12 protein-coding genes are annotated in these 13721 nt (G+C 65.9%); 8 read left to right on the plus strand and 4 right to left on the minus strand.

Annotated elements, in window-relative coordinates; all coding sequences use genetic code 11:
- Positions 1-67: 67 nt before the first annotated feature.
- Complete coding sequence (mobA, locus tag PVZ78_RS11090; protein WP_041986181.1) at positions 68-658, minus strand: molybdenum cofactor guanylyltransferase MobA; 591 nt, start codon at positions 656-658, stop codon at positions 68-70.
- Between the two features lie 251 nt (positions 659-909).
- On the opposite strand from mobA, the gene moaB reads away from it, so the two are divergent.
- Entirely contained in the window at positions 910-1449 is a 540-nt protein-coding gene (gene moaB / locus PVZ78_RS11095; RefSeq protein ID WP_053269426.1) for a molybdenum cofactor biosynthesis protein B, read from the plus strand.
- The gene (locus PVZ78_RS11100; protein WP_053269425.1) at positions 1446-2651 is read left to right on the plus strand and encodes a molybdopterin molybdotransferase MoeA; all 1206 of its coding nucleotides are present in this window, start codon (positions 1446-1448) and stop codon (positions 2649-2651) included. The genes moaB and PVZ78_RS11100 overlap by 4 nt, the downstream gene beginning before the upstream one ends.
- A gap of 31 nt (positions 2652-2682) precedes the next feature.
- Here PVZ78_RS11100 and PVZ78_RS11105 read toward each other — a convergent pair whose 3' ends face one another.
- Together PVZ78_RS11105 and PVZ78_RS11110 are read right to left on the minus strand one after the other, a co-directional pair.
- Positions 2683-3723, minus strand: a complete 1041-nt coding sequence (locus PVZ78_RS11105; protein ID WP_028682839.1) for an FUSC family protein — start codon at positions 3721-3723, stop codon at positions 2683-2685.
- 61 nt (positions 3724-3784) lie between these two features.
- Entirely contained in the window at positions 3785-5410 is a 1626-nt protein-coding gene (locus PVZ78_RS11110; protein ID WP_009049718.1) for an NADP-dependent glyceraldehyde-3-phosphate dehydrogenase, read from the minus strand.
- 483 nt (positions 5411-5893) lie between these two features.
- Between PVZ78_RS11110 and PVZ78_RS11115 the strand changes: the two genes are divergently transcribed.
- From PVZ78_RS11115 to PVZ78_RS11125, 3 genes are all read left to right on the plus strand, one after another.
- Positions 5894-6295 carry a c-type cytochrome gene (locus tag PVZ78_RS11115; protein ID WP_124355207.1) on the plus strand — a complete coding sequence of 134 codons (402 nt, stop codon included), beginning with the start codon at positions 5894-5896 and terminating at the stop codon, positions 6293-6295.
- Between the two features lie 86 nt (positions 6296-6381).
- Complete coding sequence (locus PVZ78_RS11120) at positions 6382-7710, plus strand: D-arabinono-1,4-lactone oxidase (protein ID WP_273828680.1); 1329 nt, start codon at positions 6382-6384, stop codon at positions 7708-7710.
- Between the two features lie 83 nt (positions 7711-7793).
- Positions 7794-9002, plus strand: a complete 1209-nt coding sequence (locus tag PVZ78_RS11125; protein ID WP_273828681.1) for a DSD1 family PLP-dependent enzyme — start codon at positions 7794-7796, stop codon at positions 9000-9002.
- A gap of 171 nt (positions 9003-9173) precedes the next feature.
- Here the strand turns inward: PVZ78_RS11125 and PVZ78_RS11130 are convergent, their stop codons facing one another.
- Entirely contained in the window at positions 9174-10124 is a 951-nt protein-coding gene (locus tag PVZ78_RS11130) for a SphA family protein (RefSeq protein WP_009049714.1), read from the minus strand.
- A gap of 271 nt (positions 10125-10395) precedes the next feature.
- Here PVZ78_RS11130 and PVZ78_RS11135 point away from each other — a divergent pair, with 271 nt between their 5' ends.
- The 3 genes from PVZ78_RS11135 (at position 10396) to PVZ78_RS11145 (ending at position 13424) form a co-directional block, all read left to right on the plus strand.
- Positions 10396-11433 (plus strand): AraC family transcriptional regulator, encoded by a 1038-nt coding sequence (locus PVZ78_RS11135; protein ID WP_009049713.1) that lies wholly within the window; start codon positions 10396-10398, stop codon positions 11431-11433.
- A gap of 109 nt (positions 11434-11542) precedes the next feature.
- A complete protein-coding gene (locus PVZ78_RS11140; protein WP_273828677.1) occupies positions 11543-12427 on the plus strand; it encodes a Dyp-type peroxidase in 885 nt (294 codons plus the stop codon).
- A gap of 28 nt (positions 12428-12455) precedes the next feature.
- Positions 12456-13424, plus strand: a complete 969-nt coding sequence (locus tag PVZ78_RS11145) for a Gfo/Idh/MocA family protein (RefSeq protein ID WP_273828678.1) — start codon at positions 12456-12458, stop codon at positions 13422-13424.
- Positions 13425-13721 lie beyond the last annotated feature (297 nt).

Genomic DNA, 13721 nt, shown 5'->3' on the forward strand with positions numbered 1-13721 from the left:
AGGAAAAGACTGTGCGCCCGTTCGGTGGCACGCGGAGCTGTTAAAAAAGCGCTGTTAAAAACCGCCGTTAAAAAAGTAGCTCAGGGGTATTGAAGTTGCTCAGGCGCGGGTCGTCCTCGGCGCAGACCAGGGCCTGCGGCCGGTGCTTCGACAAGGCGCGTTGCAGGCTGCGTTCGCCGGCGTCCCAGTCTTGTTGCAGGCTCGCCAGCAAGGTCTTGGGGATCAGGCTGAACATGGGTTGCCAGTGGCCGGCCTGCTGCACCATCAGCACCGAGTCCGCGGCGGGGCGCGCCGCCAGCATGGCGCTGATCAGCGCGGCGTCGATTTTCGGCGCGTCGCAGGCGAACACCAGCAGCCACGGATGACGCGCCACCGCCAGGCCGGCGAGCACACCCGCCAGTGGGCCCGGGAAATCCTTCTGCGAATCCTCCACCAGTTGGTCGGCATAGGCCCGGTACTGCTCGGCGTTGCGGTTGCAGGAGATGATCAGGTCGTCGCTGAAGGGCCGGACCGCCGCCTGCACATGGGCGATCAGCGGCTTGCCCTGCCAGGGCAGCAAACCCTTGTCCCGTCCGCCCATGCGCGCGCCACGGCCGCCGGCCAGCAGCAGTACCGAGCAGGGGATGGACAAAGTGGAAGCGGGGCAGGTCGGGGTCATGGTTCAAGGCACGCTGGTTGGGTATCGGGACGATCTCATTGTCGCCGCCGCGAGTCCAATCGGAAGTATCGAATGTCCGATCAAAAGGCTCTATCGACCGCGGATTTCACCCGCGCCGACCCGCGTTTTCCAGGGAAAAAAGCCTTGATAGATGGGCTCGATAACGTGGTCGGCCAGAGTGATTAGACACTGACGGTTTCAGCGCTTTAGCCTCTGGCAATGGTTTTTATGACTGCCTGCCGGAGAAAGACATGAGCGTGAAATCGGATGCATTGTTTGTCCCCCTGAATATTGCCGTGCTGACCGTCAGCGACACCCGCGAATACGCCACCGACACCTCCGGGCAACTGCTCGTCAGCCGCTTGCTGGAAGCTGGCCACACCCTGAGCGAGCGCAACCTGCTCAAGGACGACCTGTACAAGATCCGCGCCCAGGTCGCGCTGTGGATCGCCGATGAGAATATCCAGGTGGTGCTGATTACCGGCGGCACCGGCTTCACCGGACGCGACAGCACGCCCGAGGCGGTGGGCTGCCTGCTGGACAAGCGGATCGACGGTTTCGGTGAACTGTTCCGGGCGATCTCCATCCTCGATATCGGCACCTCCACCGTGCAGAGCCGGGCCATGGCCGGGCTGTCCAACGGCACCCTGGTGTGCTGCCTGCCGGGCTCCACGGGCGCCTGCCGGACCGCCTGGGAAGGCATCCTCGCCGAGCAGTTGGACGCCCGCCACCGGCCGTGCAATTTCGTGCCGCACCTCAAGCAGGTGCAAGCCTGCGGGACCCGCGGATGAGCCCGTCACCGCTGATGCCAGTGGAGGAGGCCATCGCCCGCTTGCTGGCCATGGCCGAGGCGCAACGCTTGCAGGACAGCGAGCCGGTGGCGCTGGGCGATGCGCGGCAACGGGTGCTGGCCAGCGACCTGGTGGCGACCCTGGACCTGCCGCCCTGGCCGAACAGCGCCATGGACGGTTATGCCTTGAACCTCGAGGGCTGGGACGGGCAGCCGCTGGCGGTGTCGCAACGCATCTTTGCCGGCCAGCCCCCCGAGCCGTTGCTGCCGGGCACCTGCGCGCGAATCTTCACCGGCGCGCCGCTGCCCGAGGGCGCCAACAGCATCGAGATGCAGGAGAACGTCGAGCAGCTCGACGACGGTCGCATCCGCTTCAAGCAGCCGCTGAAGGCCGGCCAGAATATCCGCGCCCAAGGCCAGGAGAATCGCGCCGGGCAAGTGCTGCTGCGTGCCGGCAAACGCCTGGGGCCTTTCGAACTGGCCATCGCCGCGGCCCAGGGTTGTACCCATTTGCCGCTGGTGCGGCGACCACGGGTGGCATTGCTGTCCACCGGCGACGAGCTGGCCGAGCCGGGTACGCCCTTGCGCCCCGGCTGCATCTACAACAGCAATCGCACCCTGCTCAGCCACTGGTTGAGTGCCCTGGGCTGCGAGGTGATCGATGCCGGGATTCTCCCCGACCAGCCACAGCAGACCCGGCTGCGCCTGGAGCAGCTGCAGTGCGCGGCGGACCTGATCCTGACCACCGGCGGCGTGTCCGCCGGCGACGCCGATTGCCTCGGCCAGGTGCTGCGCGAGTGCGCCACCCCGGTGTTCTGGAAACTCGCGATAAAACCCGGCAAGCCGCTGACCGTCGGACGCTTCGGCAGGGTGCCGGTGATCGGCCTGCCCGGCAACCCGACCTCGGCCCTGGTGACCTTTGGCCTGCTGGCCCGGCCTTACCTGTTGCGCATCCAGGGTGTCGAGGAGGTGATGCCATTGAGCTTCCCGGTCAGCGTCGGTTTCGACTGGCCGAAAGCGGGCAGCCGCCGCGAGTACCTGCGGGCCAGGCTGGAGGAGGGGCGCGCCGTGCTTTATCCAAACCAGAGTTCCGGCGTGTTGCTGGGTGCTTCCTGGGCCGATGGGCTGGTGGAGATTCTCGAGGGCAGCACCTTGCGGGTCGGTGAGCCGGCGCGGTTCATTCCGTTCAGCGAATTGTTCTAGCGGCGCTACTTGGGCGGCAGGCGCAGGGCCCTCAGATCTTCCAGTGCTCCGCGCTTTTCGCCAGGCGCTGGCGCATCTCGTTGAGGTTGGCCACCAGTTGCCGGGTCAGCAGGCGATAGCCGTCCAGCGCGCTGTAGACCGAGGTGTCGAGGGTCGAGGAGGGCGGGCCATCCAGGGGGCGCCCCAGGCGTCTGGTGGCGCCGGATTGCAGGGCGCGGGCCATGCCCACCAGCTGTATGCGCACCTGCCGGTGCTCGTGTTTCAACACCTGTTGCAGCTGCTCGCGAGCCTGTGGGTCGCTGAGGTTCGGCCGGGTATTGCCAAGGATTTCCAGGGTGCTGAAGCACATGCGCAGGTTGCGCTGGATGGCGTCCAGTTCGGTCATGGAGATCCGCACTTCCTTGGACACCGAGGGCATCAGCGAGCGCAGTTGCAGCAAGGTGCTGTTGAGGCGCCCGAGCAACTTCAGGTGTTCATCGTCGGTCACCGACTGGCCGCCGATGATGCGTCCGTAAAGGGTGGCGCAGTCGCGCAAGGCGCTGGCCAGGTTGTAGCGCCAGGAATACACCGCATACAGCGGAATGGCGAAGGAGAAGGCCAGGGCCAGGGCGATGCCGATCAGGATGTCCACCGTGCGCCACAGGCCATCGCTGACGTGGTTGTCGCCATGGCCGGCGACGATGAACACGGTGATCGCCGCCAGCAGCGCGGTGTAACCGCCCTTGCCGATGGCGTGATAGGAGAAATACCCGCACACCACCGACATCCCCAGGTAGGTCAGCCAGGACATGCCCAGGTAAGCCTGCTGCACCACCAGCACCAGGCCGACGCCCGCGCCGATCAGGGTACCGATGGCCCGTTCCGCGGCTTTCTTGCCGATATTGCCGTGGTGCTGCAAGCCGCCGATCACCACCAGCATGGTCACCGACGCCCATTCGCCGTGGGGCAGGTTGAGGCCGGTGGTCAGCGCGATGGTGGCCAGCAACCCCAGGGCCACGCGCACCGCATGGATCAGCTTGGCGTAGCGGTAGCGCCGATACGGGTCCAGTACCGGGAGCAGGAATCGACGCAACAGCGGTGGCAGGCGAAAGGATCGCCAAGGGGTTGGCAGGCCCAGGGGAAATTCTCCGTTTCTAGAAAATGTAATCGGTGGTCAGGAAGCCCGACTCGCGGTTACGGATGATGTCGCTGATCAGCTCCTTGTTGCTCTCCTGGAACTTGGTGGCCACCAGGGTGCGGATCGAGAAGGTGCGCAACGCGTCATGCACAGACAGCGTGCCTTCGGCGGAGTTCTTGCGCCCGTTGAACGGGTAGGTGTCCGGGCCGCGCTGGCACTGGGCGTTGAGGTTGATCCGCCCGACCTGGTTGGCGAAGGCGTCCACCAGCCGCCCGACTTGTGCCGGTTGGGTGCCGAAGATACTCAGCTGCTGGCCGAAGTCCGATTCCAGGACGTAGTCGATCACCGTTTCCAGGTCGCGATACGGCACGATCGGCACCACCGGGCCGAACTGCTCTTCCTGGTACACGCGCATCTGGCTGTTCACCGGGTACAGCACCGCCGGGTAGAAGAACGAGGCCCGCGCTTCGCCACCGCCGGGGTTGACCACCTTGGCGCCCTTGTCGATGGCGTCGGCCACCAGGGCGTGCAGGTAATCGACCTTGCCCGACTCCGGCAGCGGCGTCAGCGCCACCCCCGGTTCCCACGGCATGCCGGGCTTGAGGCTGAGCAGCTTGGCGTTGAATTTCTCGATGAAGGCATCGACCACGGTTTCATGGACAAAGAGGATCTTCAGCGCGGTGCAGCGCTGGCCGTTGAACGACAGAGAGCCGGTGATCGCCTCGTTGACCGCGTTATCCAGGTCCACCTCCGGCAGCACGATGCCAGGGTTTTTCGCGTCCAGGCCCAGGGCGGCGCGCAGGCGGTGCGGCTTGGGGTGCAGTTTCTTCAGGTCGCTGGCGGCCTTGTTGGTGCCGATAAAGGCGAAGATATCGATCTTGCCGCTGGCCATCAGCGCGCTGACGGTTTCCCGGCCGCTGCCGTAGATCACGTTGATCACCCCGGCCGGGAAGCTGTCGCGGAAGGCTTCCAGCAGCGGGCGGATCAGCAGCACGCCGAACTTGGCCGGCTTGAACACCACGGTGTTGCCCATGATCAGCGCCGGGATCAGGGTGGTGAAGGTCTCGTTCAGCGGGTAGTTGTACGGGCCCATGCACAGGGCCACGCCCAGCGGCACGCGGCGGATCTGGCCGAGGGTGTCCTGCTCCAGCTCGAAGCGGCTGGAGCGGCGGTCGAGTTCCTTGAGGGCGTTGATGGTGTCGACGATGTAGTCGCAGGTGCGGTCGAACTCTTTTTCCGAGTCCTTGAGGTTCTTGCCGATTTCCCACATCAGCAGCTTGACCACCGCCGAGCGCTGTTCGCGCATGCGCCCGAGGAAGGCTTCGACGTGCTGGATGCGTTCGGCCACGCGCATGGTCGGCCAGGCGCCCTGGCCACGGTCGTAGGCGCGCACGGCGGCGTCGAGGGCGGTCAGCGCGGTGTCGGCGTCGAGCAGCGGGGTGCTGCCGAGAATCACTTGCTCGTCGCCATTGGCGGTGTCCAGGTACACCGGGCTGCGCACCAGGGCCAGGGGGCCGTTCCAGGTCTGCAACTGACCGTCGACCAGGTACTCGCGTTGCTCGACCTGGCCGTCCAGGCGGTACTGCTCGGGGATGTCGGCGGCGACGGGAAACAGCGTGTTCAACAGATGGGCTGTGGTCATGACTCTATTCCGTAATGGCAATGGGCAATGCACCGGCGGGCTGGATAGCGCGCCGGCGCTGACGGGCGAGACGGGTCTTCAAGGTTTGTTTCTACGGGTATACGCCTTGATGTCTCGGGTCTTTAGCAAAAAGCTGGGCCAAAATGGCGGAAAGTCGTGCAGCAGAGGTGTGATGGTGTGGTTCTTTGGGCCAAGAGTAGCCGCTTTTTCCCATGGAAAAACAGCCTTTGTTTCAACCGGCGCTGAAGCGCTGGCTGCGTCGTCGCCATCGCGAGCAAGCTCGCTCCTACAAGGGGCCGCGTAATCCTGTAGGAGCGAGCTTGCTCGCGATAGCCGCATAGCGGCGGTTGCGCCAACCCATCGCTCCCACCGGCCTGGCCGCAGATGCCCCCCTCGCTGGCCCGCAATGCCCTCAGGCCGTGGCGGCGCCTGCCTTAGTGTTGGCTCTGGGTCGATCCCCGACCGTCACCCGAGAGGAACACCATGCCGGCACCGACTGCCTCGCTGTGGTTTTCATCCGTCACCAGGCTGTATCGCCTGGCGCGCCTCGCGCTGTGGTTGGCGCTGGGCGGGCTGCTGGTTGCCTGTGGCGACCAGAGCGCGCCGCCATCGGCGGCGGCCGTGCAACAACTGCCCGACGATTCGGCGCTGGCGCGGATCTACGACAGCAGCTGCAAGCTCTGCCACACCAACCCGGCGTCCGGCGCGCCGCTGACCGGCGATGTCCAGGCCTGGCGCCCGCGCATCGTCCAGGGCGCCGACACCCTGCTGGACCACAGCATCAACGGTTACAACGGCATGCCGCCGATGGGCCTGTGCATGCAGTGTTCCGAGGCGCAGTTCCTCGCCCTGATCCGCTTCATGTCCGCACAAGACCTCCAATAACCCGGCACAGGGACACAGGCATGACCATGCACCTCACACGACGTCAGTTGCTGCAACGCAGCGCAGTAGTCGGGACGTTCGGCGCGCTGACCAGCAACCCGATGCTGGCCGAGCTGGCGCGGGCGCCACGGCTGATTCCCTGGCGCAACTGGTCCGGCGCGCAAAGCTGCCTGCCCCTGGCGCGGCTGGCGCCCAAGGACCTGGATGAGCTGGTGCAGGTGATTCGCCAGACCCCGGGCAAGATCCGCCCGGTGGGCTCGGGGCACTCCTTCAGCGCCCTGGTGCCCACCGACGGCACGCTGCTATCGCTGAGCTTTTTCAGCGGCCTGCTCAGCCACGATGCCGCCACCTTGCAGGCCGAGTTCGCCGCCGGCACGCCGATGTCGCGCATGGGCGCGCCGCTCAAGGCGATCGGCCAGGCCCTGCCGAACATGGCCGACATCGACTACCAGACCCTGGCCGGGGCCATCGCCACCTCGACCCATGGCACCGGTGTCGGCTTCAAGTCCTATTCGGCCCAGGTCTGCGGCCTGCAACTGGTGACCGCCAGCGGCGAGGTGCTGGACTGCGACAGCAGCCGCAACGCCGAAGTCTTCAGCGCCGCACGGGTGTCCCTCGGTGCGTTGGGCGTGGCCACCCGGGTGCGTCTGCAGAATCGCCCGGCCTATCGCCTGCGGGAAAAACAGTGGATCGCCAAGACCGAGGAACTGCTCGAAGACCTGGCGAAAAACACCCGCGACAACCAGCACTGGGAAATGCTGGTGGTCACCCATTCCGACTACGCGCTGTCGATCGCCCTGAATGAAACCGAGGACCCGGCGACCCCACCGGTGGACCCGGCACAAGAGGGCGGCAACGAGTTCGTCAGCCTGATCGAGAACCTCGACAAGTACCTCAGCGACTTTCCTGAGACCCGCCGCACCCTGCTCAACAGCCTGCGGCATTTCGCCAGTTTCGACGATCGGGTCGGCGACTCCTACGAGGTCTACGCCAACGTGCGCAACGTGCGCTTCAACGAAATGGAGTACTCGGTGCCGGCCGAGCATGGCCCGGCGTGCCTGCGGGAAATCCTCAAGCTGATCCGCGACAAGGACCTGCGCACCTGGTTTCCCATCGAGTACCGCTACGTCCAGGCCGACGATATTCCCCTGAGCATGTTCGAGGGCCGCGACAGCTGTTCGATCTCGGTGCACCAGCACTACGGCATGGACCACCACAACTTCTTCGCCGCCGTCGAACCGATCTTCTGGAAATACGCCGGCCGCCCGCACTGGGGCAAGTTGCACAGCCTCAACGCCCGGCAGTTGCAGGCGCTGTACCCGCGCTGGCGGGAATTCACCCGGGTGCGCGAGGCGCTGGACCCCGGCGGCAAGTTCCTCAATGCACACCTGTCGTCCATCCTGGGCGTGGTCTGAAGGGAGAAAAAAGCATGAATCGACGCAACTTCCTGCTCGGTACCGCAGGTGTCGGCGCGTTGTTGGCGGGGGTGGGGGCCTGGCTGCGGCCCGCCGACCGGGGCGGGCCCTACAACGACTATTTCCGCGTGCTGAACCAGGAACTCAAGGCCCACGGCCCGATGCGCCCGGTGATGCTGATCGACCTCGACCGCCTGGACCACAACATCGATATGGTGCTGCAGTCGGTCAAGCGCGGCGGCAAGCAGCTGCGGCTGGTGGAGAAGTCCCTGCCATCGCCGGAGCTACTGGCCTACATCGGCCAGCGCGCCGGCACCCAGCGTCTGATGTCGTTCCACCAGCCGTTCCTCAACCACGACGCCCAGCGTTTTCCCGAGGCCGATATCCTGCTGGGCAAGCCGCTGCCGGTGCGTTCGGCGGAGCTGTTCTACCAGGGCCACAAAGGCCCGTTCGACCCGGCCCGGCAGTTGCAGTGGCTGATCGACACCCCGGAACACCTGCAGCAATACCTGGCCCTGGCCCGAGGTTTGGGCACCCGGTTGCGGATCAATATCGAACTGGACGTCGGCCTGCACCGCGGCGGGGTGAAGGACAGCCTCGAACTGGGGCCGCTGCTGACCCTGATCGCCGCCAACCCCCAGCACCTGGAGTTCGCCGGCTTCATGGGCTACGACCCCTTTGTCGGCATGGGCGTGCCGGGCATTCTCGGCTCGCCCGAAGCGCTGTTCGCCAAGGTCATGCAGCGCTACCAGAGCGCCGTGGACTTCACCCGGCAACGCCATCCGGCGCTCTGGCAGCCGGGGCTGACCCTGAACACCGCCGGCAGCCCCAGCTACCGCATGCATGAGCAGGAACAGTTGAGCAGCGAAGTGTCGGTGGGCACGGCGATGCTCAAGCCGACCCACTACGACCTGCCGTCCCTCAGCGAACATCTGCCCGCGGCCTACATCGCCACGCCGGTGCTGAAAAGCACCGGCCCGGTGCGCATCCCGGCGCTGGACGACAAGTCGAAGCTGTTCGCCTGGTGGGACCCGAACCAGCGCGAGACGTTCTTCATCTACGGCGGCAACTGGCTGGCCGAGTTCGAGTCGCCCTCGGGGCTGCAAAGCAACGGCTTGTTCGGCCGCAGTTCCAACCAGGAGATGGTCAACGGCTCGCCCGCCGTGGGCCTGGGGCCGGACGACCAGGTGTTCCTGCGGCCGATGCAGAGCGAAGCGGTGCTGCTGCAGTTCGGCGACCTGCTGGCGGTGCGCGGCGGGCGGATCGTCGAGAGCTGGCCGGTCTATAGCTAGGTTTTTGCGCTGTCCTCGAGGTCTTTCGCGGGCAAGCCTCGCTCCTACGGCGTGCGCGTTCTGCTTCTGTAGGAGCGCAGCTTGCGCGCGATGAACGATAACGCGGTCCGCCTGGCATTCCGCGGTGCAGCCGTCGCGGGCAAGTCGGATCGCCGCCCGCTCGCTCCTACATCACAAGCTGAACGGAATCGTCAGCTTGGCCCACAGCATCTCGCCCTCGGGCCGGTTCTCCACGTCGAACTCCTTGGCCCAGCGGATCTCCGCGCTGGCGTACTTGAGGAAGGTCAGGTACAGCGCCGGGCCGATGGCGAACACCTGGCCGCGCACGCCGTCGTCCACGTCCTCGCCGAGAAACTGCACGGTGCGGCCGTACTGTTTGTCGTCGGTGGTCTGCTTCAGGTAGTAGCCGTTGAGCCCCAGGCTCAGGTTGTCGGTCACCTTGTAGCTGGCGGAATAGTCGAAGTGGAAGATCTGCCCGGACTTGTAGTCGGTGGCGTGGTTTTCCTCGTTGAAGCTGTAGGTGGTCTTCAGCGACAGCTCGGTGCGCGGGGTGGGCAGCCAGGTCACCGAAACCAGCGGCTTGTAGGTGTAGAAGTTGTTGCTGGTATTGGCCAGGCGCGTCGCGTCGTACTTGCCGGTGGGAACGGTGATTTCCACGGCGGCGCCCAGGGTCAGGTTCTTGCCCATGTCCCACAGGATGATCGGCGCGATGGTGGTGTCGCCCATGCTTTCGCGCTGGTCCTTGAGGCCGAAGACTCCCACCTGCTGGCGCAGATAAGGTTGCGCCATGTAGCCGCCGAGGCGCCCGCCGAACAGCCGCAGCGGGCTCAGGTAATCGAGGCGGGGAATGATCGCGTCCGAGACGATCCGCACGTCCGGCACCTTGCCGCCCAGGGAGCTGATATTCAGCTTCCGTGCCTCGTAGTGGTTGTAATAGAGGTTGAAGGCGAACATGTGGTCCGGCAGGCCGTTGACGTCCAGCGGCAGGATGAAAAAGCCGTCGGTGCCGGTGCCGATGTTGTCGACCCCGGACTCGGTGGCCGGTGCCAGGGCGGGCAGGGCGGCGATACAGGCCAGGCTGGCGGCGAGGCGCCGGGAGCGATGCGTGCGGGTCGAATTCATGTTCGGGCTCTTATTATTGTCAGTGGGCGCGCAGTCGGCCGGTTTCCGGCCGCCCCATAGGAATAAGCCTTCGGCGCCTGGCCAGGCAGGGTATTGGCGGCCACTGAGGGGGACTTTCGCGGCCAGCCTGCAATGACTTGTTACATCCTTCCATGAGCGCGAGCGGAAAACGCTATGCTGAGCGAGCGCTCGCCTCGCCCTGGCGGTGATGGGAGCGGGGCGCATAACCAGAATAAGAATTGCAGCCGAACCGGCTCGGGACCCGATGCCCATGCAGACCAACGCCGTCGATCCACAGTACCAACTGGCCCTGGTTTCACCCTTCCTGTTGCAGACCCTGGCCGAAGTCGCCGGCAGCCACGGCGTCGACCCGCACGCCCTGTGCCGCGGCCTGGGCTTTACCCTCGACGACCTGCAGGACCCCGCGCAACGCATCTCCTACCGCCAGGCCGTGGCAATGATCCAGCGCGCGCTCAAGGCCTTGCCGCAGCAGGGCCTGGGCCTGTGGGTCGGGCACCAGAACGTGCTCGGCACCCTGGGCCTGCTGGGGCATGTGCTGTCGCTGTGCAAGACCCTGCGCGATGCCTTCGACATCGGCCTGCGCCATCAGCACACCACCGGCGGCCTCGCCAGCTGCACCATCCAGCAACAGGGTGACGAGTTTTTTGTCGAGGCCGAATGCCGGCTGCCTTACAGCGACGTGCAGATATTTGCCGTCGAAGAGTTCTTCGCCAGCCTGCCGGTCTATGGCCGGGCCCTGGTCGGCGCCGACTTCAAGCCGCTGCGGATCGAGTTCACCCACGCCGCCCCGGCTTATCGGGACGAGTACCTGCGGCTGCTGGGGCCGGATGTGCACTTCGGCTGCCTGCACAACCGCCTGGTCATCGCCAGCCACTGGCTGGACACGCGCCTGCCCAACCACCACGCCGTCGCCCTGCGCCAGGCGCTCAAGCTGCTGGAACTGGAAAGCGCCCAGGTGCACCGCAAGCTGGACCTGATCCAGGCGGTGGAGCGGGCCATCTCCCGCGACCTGACCCAGGGCAGCCATATCGAGCAGGTCGCCAGCGACCTGAACATGAGCGGGCGCACCCTGCGCCGACGCCTGAGCGAGCACGACCTGACCTTCGAAGCGCTGCTCGAGCAGGTGCGCCGGGCGCGCACCCTGAGCCTGCTGGCCAACCCGCAGCTGTCCATCGAGCGCATCACCGAGGCGGTGGGCTACAGCGACGTGCGCAGTTTTCGCCGGGCATTCAAGCGCTGGACCGGCCTGAGCCCCAGCGCCTACCGGGAAGAGGGCGGCCAGTTGTAGGGCATGGCTTGCGGCGGCGTGACGATTCACCGCGCAGGTCCATGCGTGCCTAAACCCCCACAAATTGTGGTGCGCCGGGTAAACTTCGGGCTTTCTTCAAGGAGTCGCTATGAGTTACTACCAGCCGGGCATTCTTGCCACCCCCGTTCCGACCCAGGCTCGTCACCTGTTTTTCGCCCTCGAATCCATCGAGGCGCTGCCGGCGGCGATCGATCGCTTGCTGGCGCTGGTGGACGGGAAAACGGCGGTAGCAGGTTTCGGCGCGTCGCTGGTCAAGGCGCTGGGCGCCCGCGTGCAGGGGCTCAAGGCCTTCCCGGCGCTGACCGGGGTCGGCGTCGACAACCCTTCGACCCAGCACGCGCTGTGGGTCTGGCTGCATGGCGAAGACCGCGGCGAGCTGCTGCACCGCAGCAATGCCCTGGAGGCCGCCCTGGCCCCGGCGCTGCGCCTGGTGCAGATGAACGAAGCCTTCCGCCACAAGACCGGCCACGACCTGACCGGTTACGAAGATGGCACCGAAAACCCTCATGATGAAGAAGCGGTTTCCGCGGCCCTGTCCGAAGGCGCCGATGGCCTGCGCGGTGGCAGCTTCGCCGCGATCCAGCAGTGGCAGCACGACTTCAAGGGCTTTGCCGCGATGCATCAGGAGGAGCGCGACAATATCATCGGCCGCCGCCTGAGCGACAACGAAGAACTGGACGACGCGCCGGAATCGGCCCACGTCAAGCGCACCGCCCAGGAGAGCTTCACCCCCGAGGCCTTTATGGTGCGCCGTTCGATGCCATGGATCGAAGGCGACAAGGGCGGCCTGATGTTCCTCGCCTTCGGCCACAGCCTCCACGCCTTCGAAGTCCAGCTGCGGCGCATGAGCGGCCTGGAAGACGGCATAGTCGACGGCCTGTACCGCATGAGCCGGCCGATCACCGGCGGCTACTACTGGTGCCCGCCGCTGCAGGACGGCCGCCTCGACCTGCGCGCCCTGCAAGCGGTCTGACCGGCCAATGGACACAGCAGGAGAGGGCATGCGGCCCGTACGCTGGGGCATGATCGGTTGCGGCAGCGTCACCGAACGCAAGAGTGGCCCGGCCTTCTACAAGGCGCCGGGCTCGGCCCTGGTGGCGGTGATGGGCCGGCGCCTGGAAGCGGTGCGGGACTATGCGACACGCCACGGCATCGCGCGTTTCTACACCGATGCCCAGGCGCTGATCGACGACCCCGAAGTGGACGCGGTGTACATCGCCACGCCCCCCGACAGTCACCACGCCTACAGCTTGCGGGTGGCCGCCGCCGGCAAGCACTGCTGCGTGGAAAAGCCGATGGCGTTGAACGCCGGGCAAAGCCTGGAGATGCAGCAGGTTTTCCAGCAGGCCGGATTGCACCTGTTCGTGTCCTATTACCGCCGGTCCCTGCCGCGCTTCCAGCAGGTGCGGCAATGGCTGCGGGACGGGCGCATCGGTGAGGTCCGTCACCTGAGCTGGACCCTGACCAAGGCGCCGTCCGAGGCCGATCGCAATGGCGGCAGCAACTGGCGCACCGACCCCCAGATCGCTGGCGGCGGTTACTTCGCCGACCTGGCGAGCCACGGCCTGGACCTGTTCCAGTACCTGCTGGGGGACATCACCGAGGTCGCCGGTTTCACCGCGCGGCAGGCCGGGCTGTACAGCGCCGAGGACGCGGTGAGCGCCAGCTGGCGTTTCGCGAGCGGCGTCCTGGGCACGGGGGCCTGGAACTTCGTCGCGGACCGTCGGGTGGACCGGGTGGAGATCATCGGCAGCCAGGGGCGTATCGGCTTCTCGGTGTTCGACGAGCATCCGCTGCAGTTGGACGCCGATGAACAGCTGAGCCTCTTCATCGACAACCCCGAACATATCCAGTGGCACCACGTGCTGGGCATGAACGCCCATATCCGTGGCCAAGCACAGTACCCGGCCCTGGCCGCCGAGGCGCTGAAGACCGACCGGATCATGGACCTGATCCTCAAGCGCGGTTAGGCCTTACGGAACGTGCACGATCTTCTTCTGTAAACGATAACGCGGTGCGCCAGGCCAACCGCGTCGCGGCCTTCGCGAGCAAGCCGGATCGCGCCCGCTCACTCCTACGGATCGTGCGCGACCTTCTTCTGTAGGAGCACAGCTTGCGTGCGATGAACGATGACGCGGTGGATCAGAAATTCCGCGTCGCGGCCTTCGCGGGCAAGCCTCACTCCTACGGATCGTGCGCGACCTTCTTCTGTAGGAGCACAGCTTGCGTGCGATGAACGATGACGCGGTGGATCAGAAATTCCGCGT

Source organism: Pseudomonas sp. SBT1-2, from assembly GCF_028640875.1.
Lineage (GTDB): Bacteria > Pseudomonadota > Gammaproteobacteria > Pseudomonadales > Pseudomonadaceae > Aquipseudomonas > Aquipseudomonas chlororaphis_I.

What these genes read in the sequence shown, in the direction of transcription:
- mobA (WP_041986181.1), bottom strand. Translation starts at nt 658, where the DNA reads ATGACCCCGACCTGCCCCGCTTCCACTTTGTCCATCCCCTGCTCGGTA.
- moaB (WP_053269426.1), top strand. Translation starts at nt 910, where the DNA reads ATGAGCGTGAAATCGGATGCATTGTTTGTCCCCCTGAATATTGCCGTG.
- PVZ78_RS11100 (WP_053269425.1), top strand. Translation starts at nt 1,446, where the DNA reads ATGAGCCCGTCACCGCTGATGCCAGTGGAGGAGGCCATCGCCCGCTTG.
- PVZ78_RS11110 (WP_009049718.1), bottom strand. Translation starts at nt 5,410, where the DNA reads ATGACCACAGCCCATCTGTTGAACACGCTGTTTCCCGTCGCCGCCGAC.
- PVZ78_RS11115 (WP_124355207.1), top strand. Translation starts at nt 5,894, where the DNA reads ATGCCGGCACCGACTGCCTCGCTGTGGTTTTCATCCGTCACCAGGCTG.
- PVZ78_RS11130 (WP_009049714.1), bottom strand. Translation starts at nt 10,124, where the DNA reads ATGAATTCGACCCGCACGCATCGCTCCCGGCGCCTCGCCGCCAGCCTG.
- PVZ78_RS11135 (WP_009049713.1), top strand. Translation starts at nt 10,396, where the DNA reads ATGCAGACCAACGCCGTCGATCCACAGTACCAACTGGCCCTGGTTTCA.
- PVZ78_RS11140 (WP_273828677.1), top strand. Translation starts at nt 11,543, where the DNA reads ATGAGTTACTACCAGCCGGGCATTCTTGCCACCCCCGTTCCGACCCAG.
- PVZ78_RS11145 (WP_273828678.1), top strand. Translation starts at nt 12,456, where the DNA reads ATGCGGCCCGTACGCTGGGGCATGATCGGTTGCGGCAGCGTCACCGAA.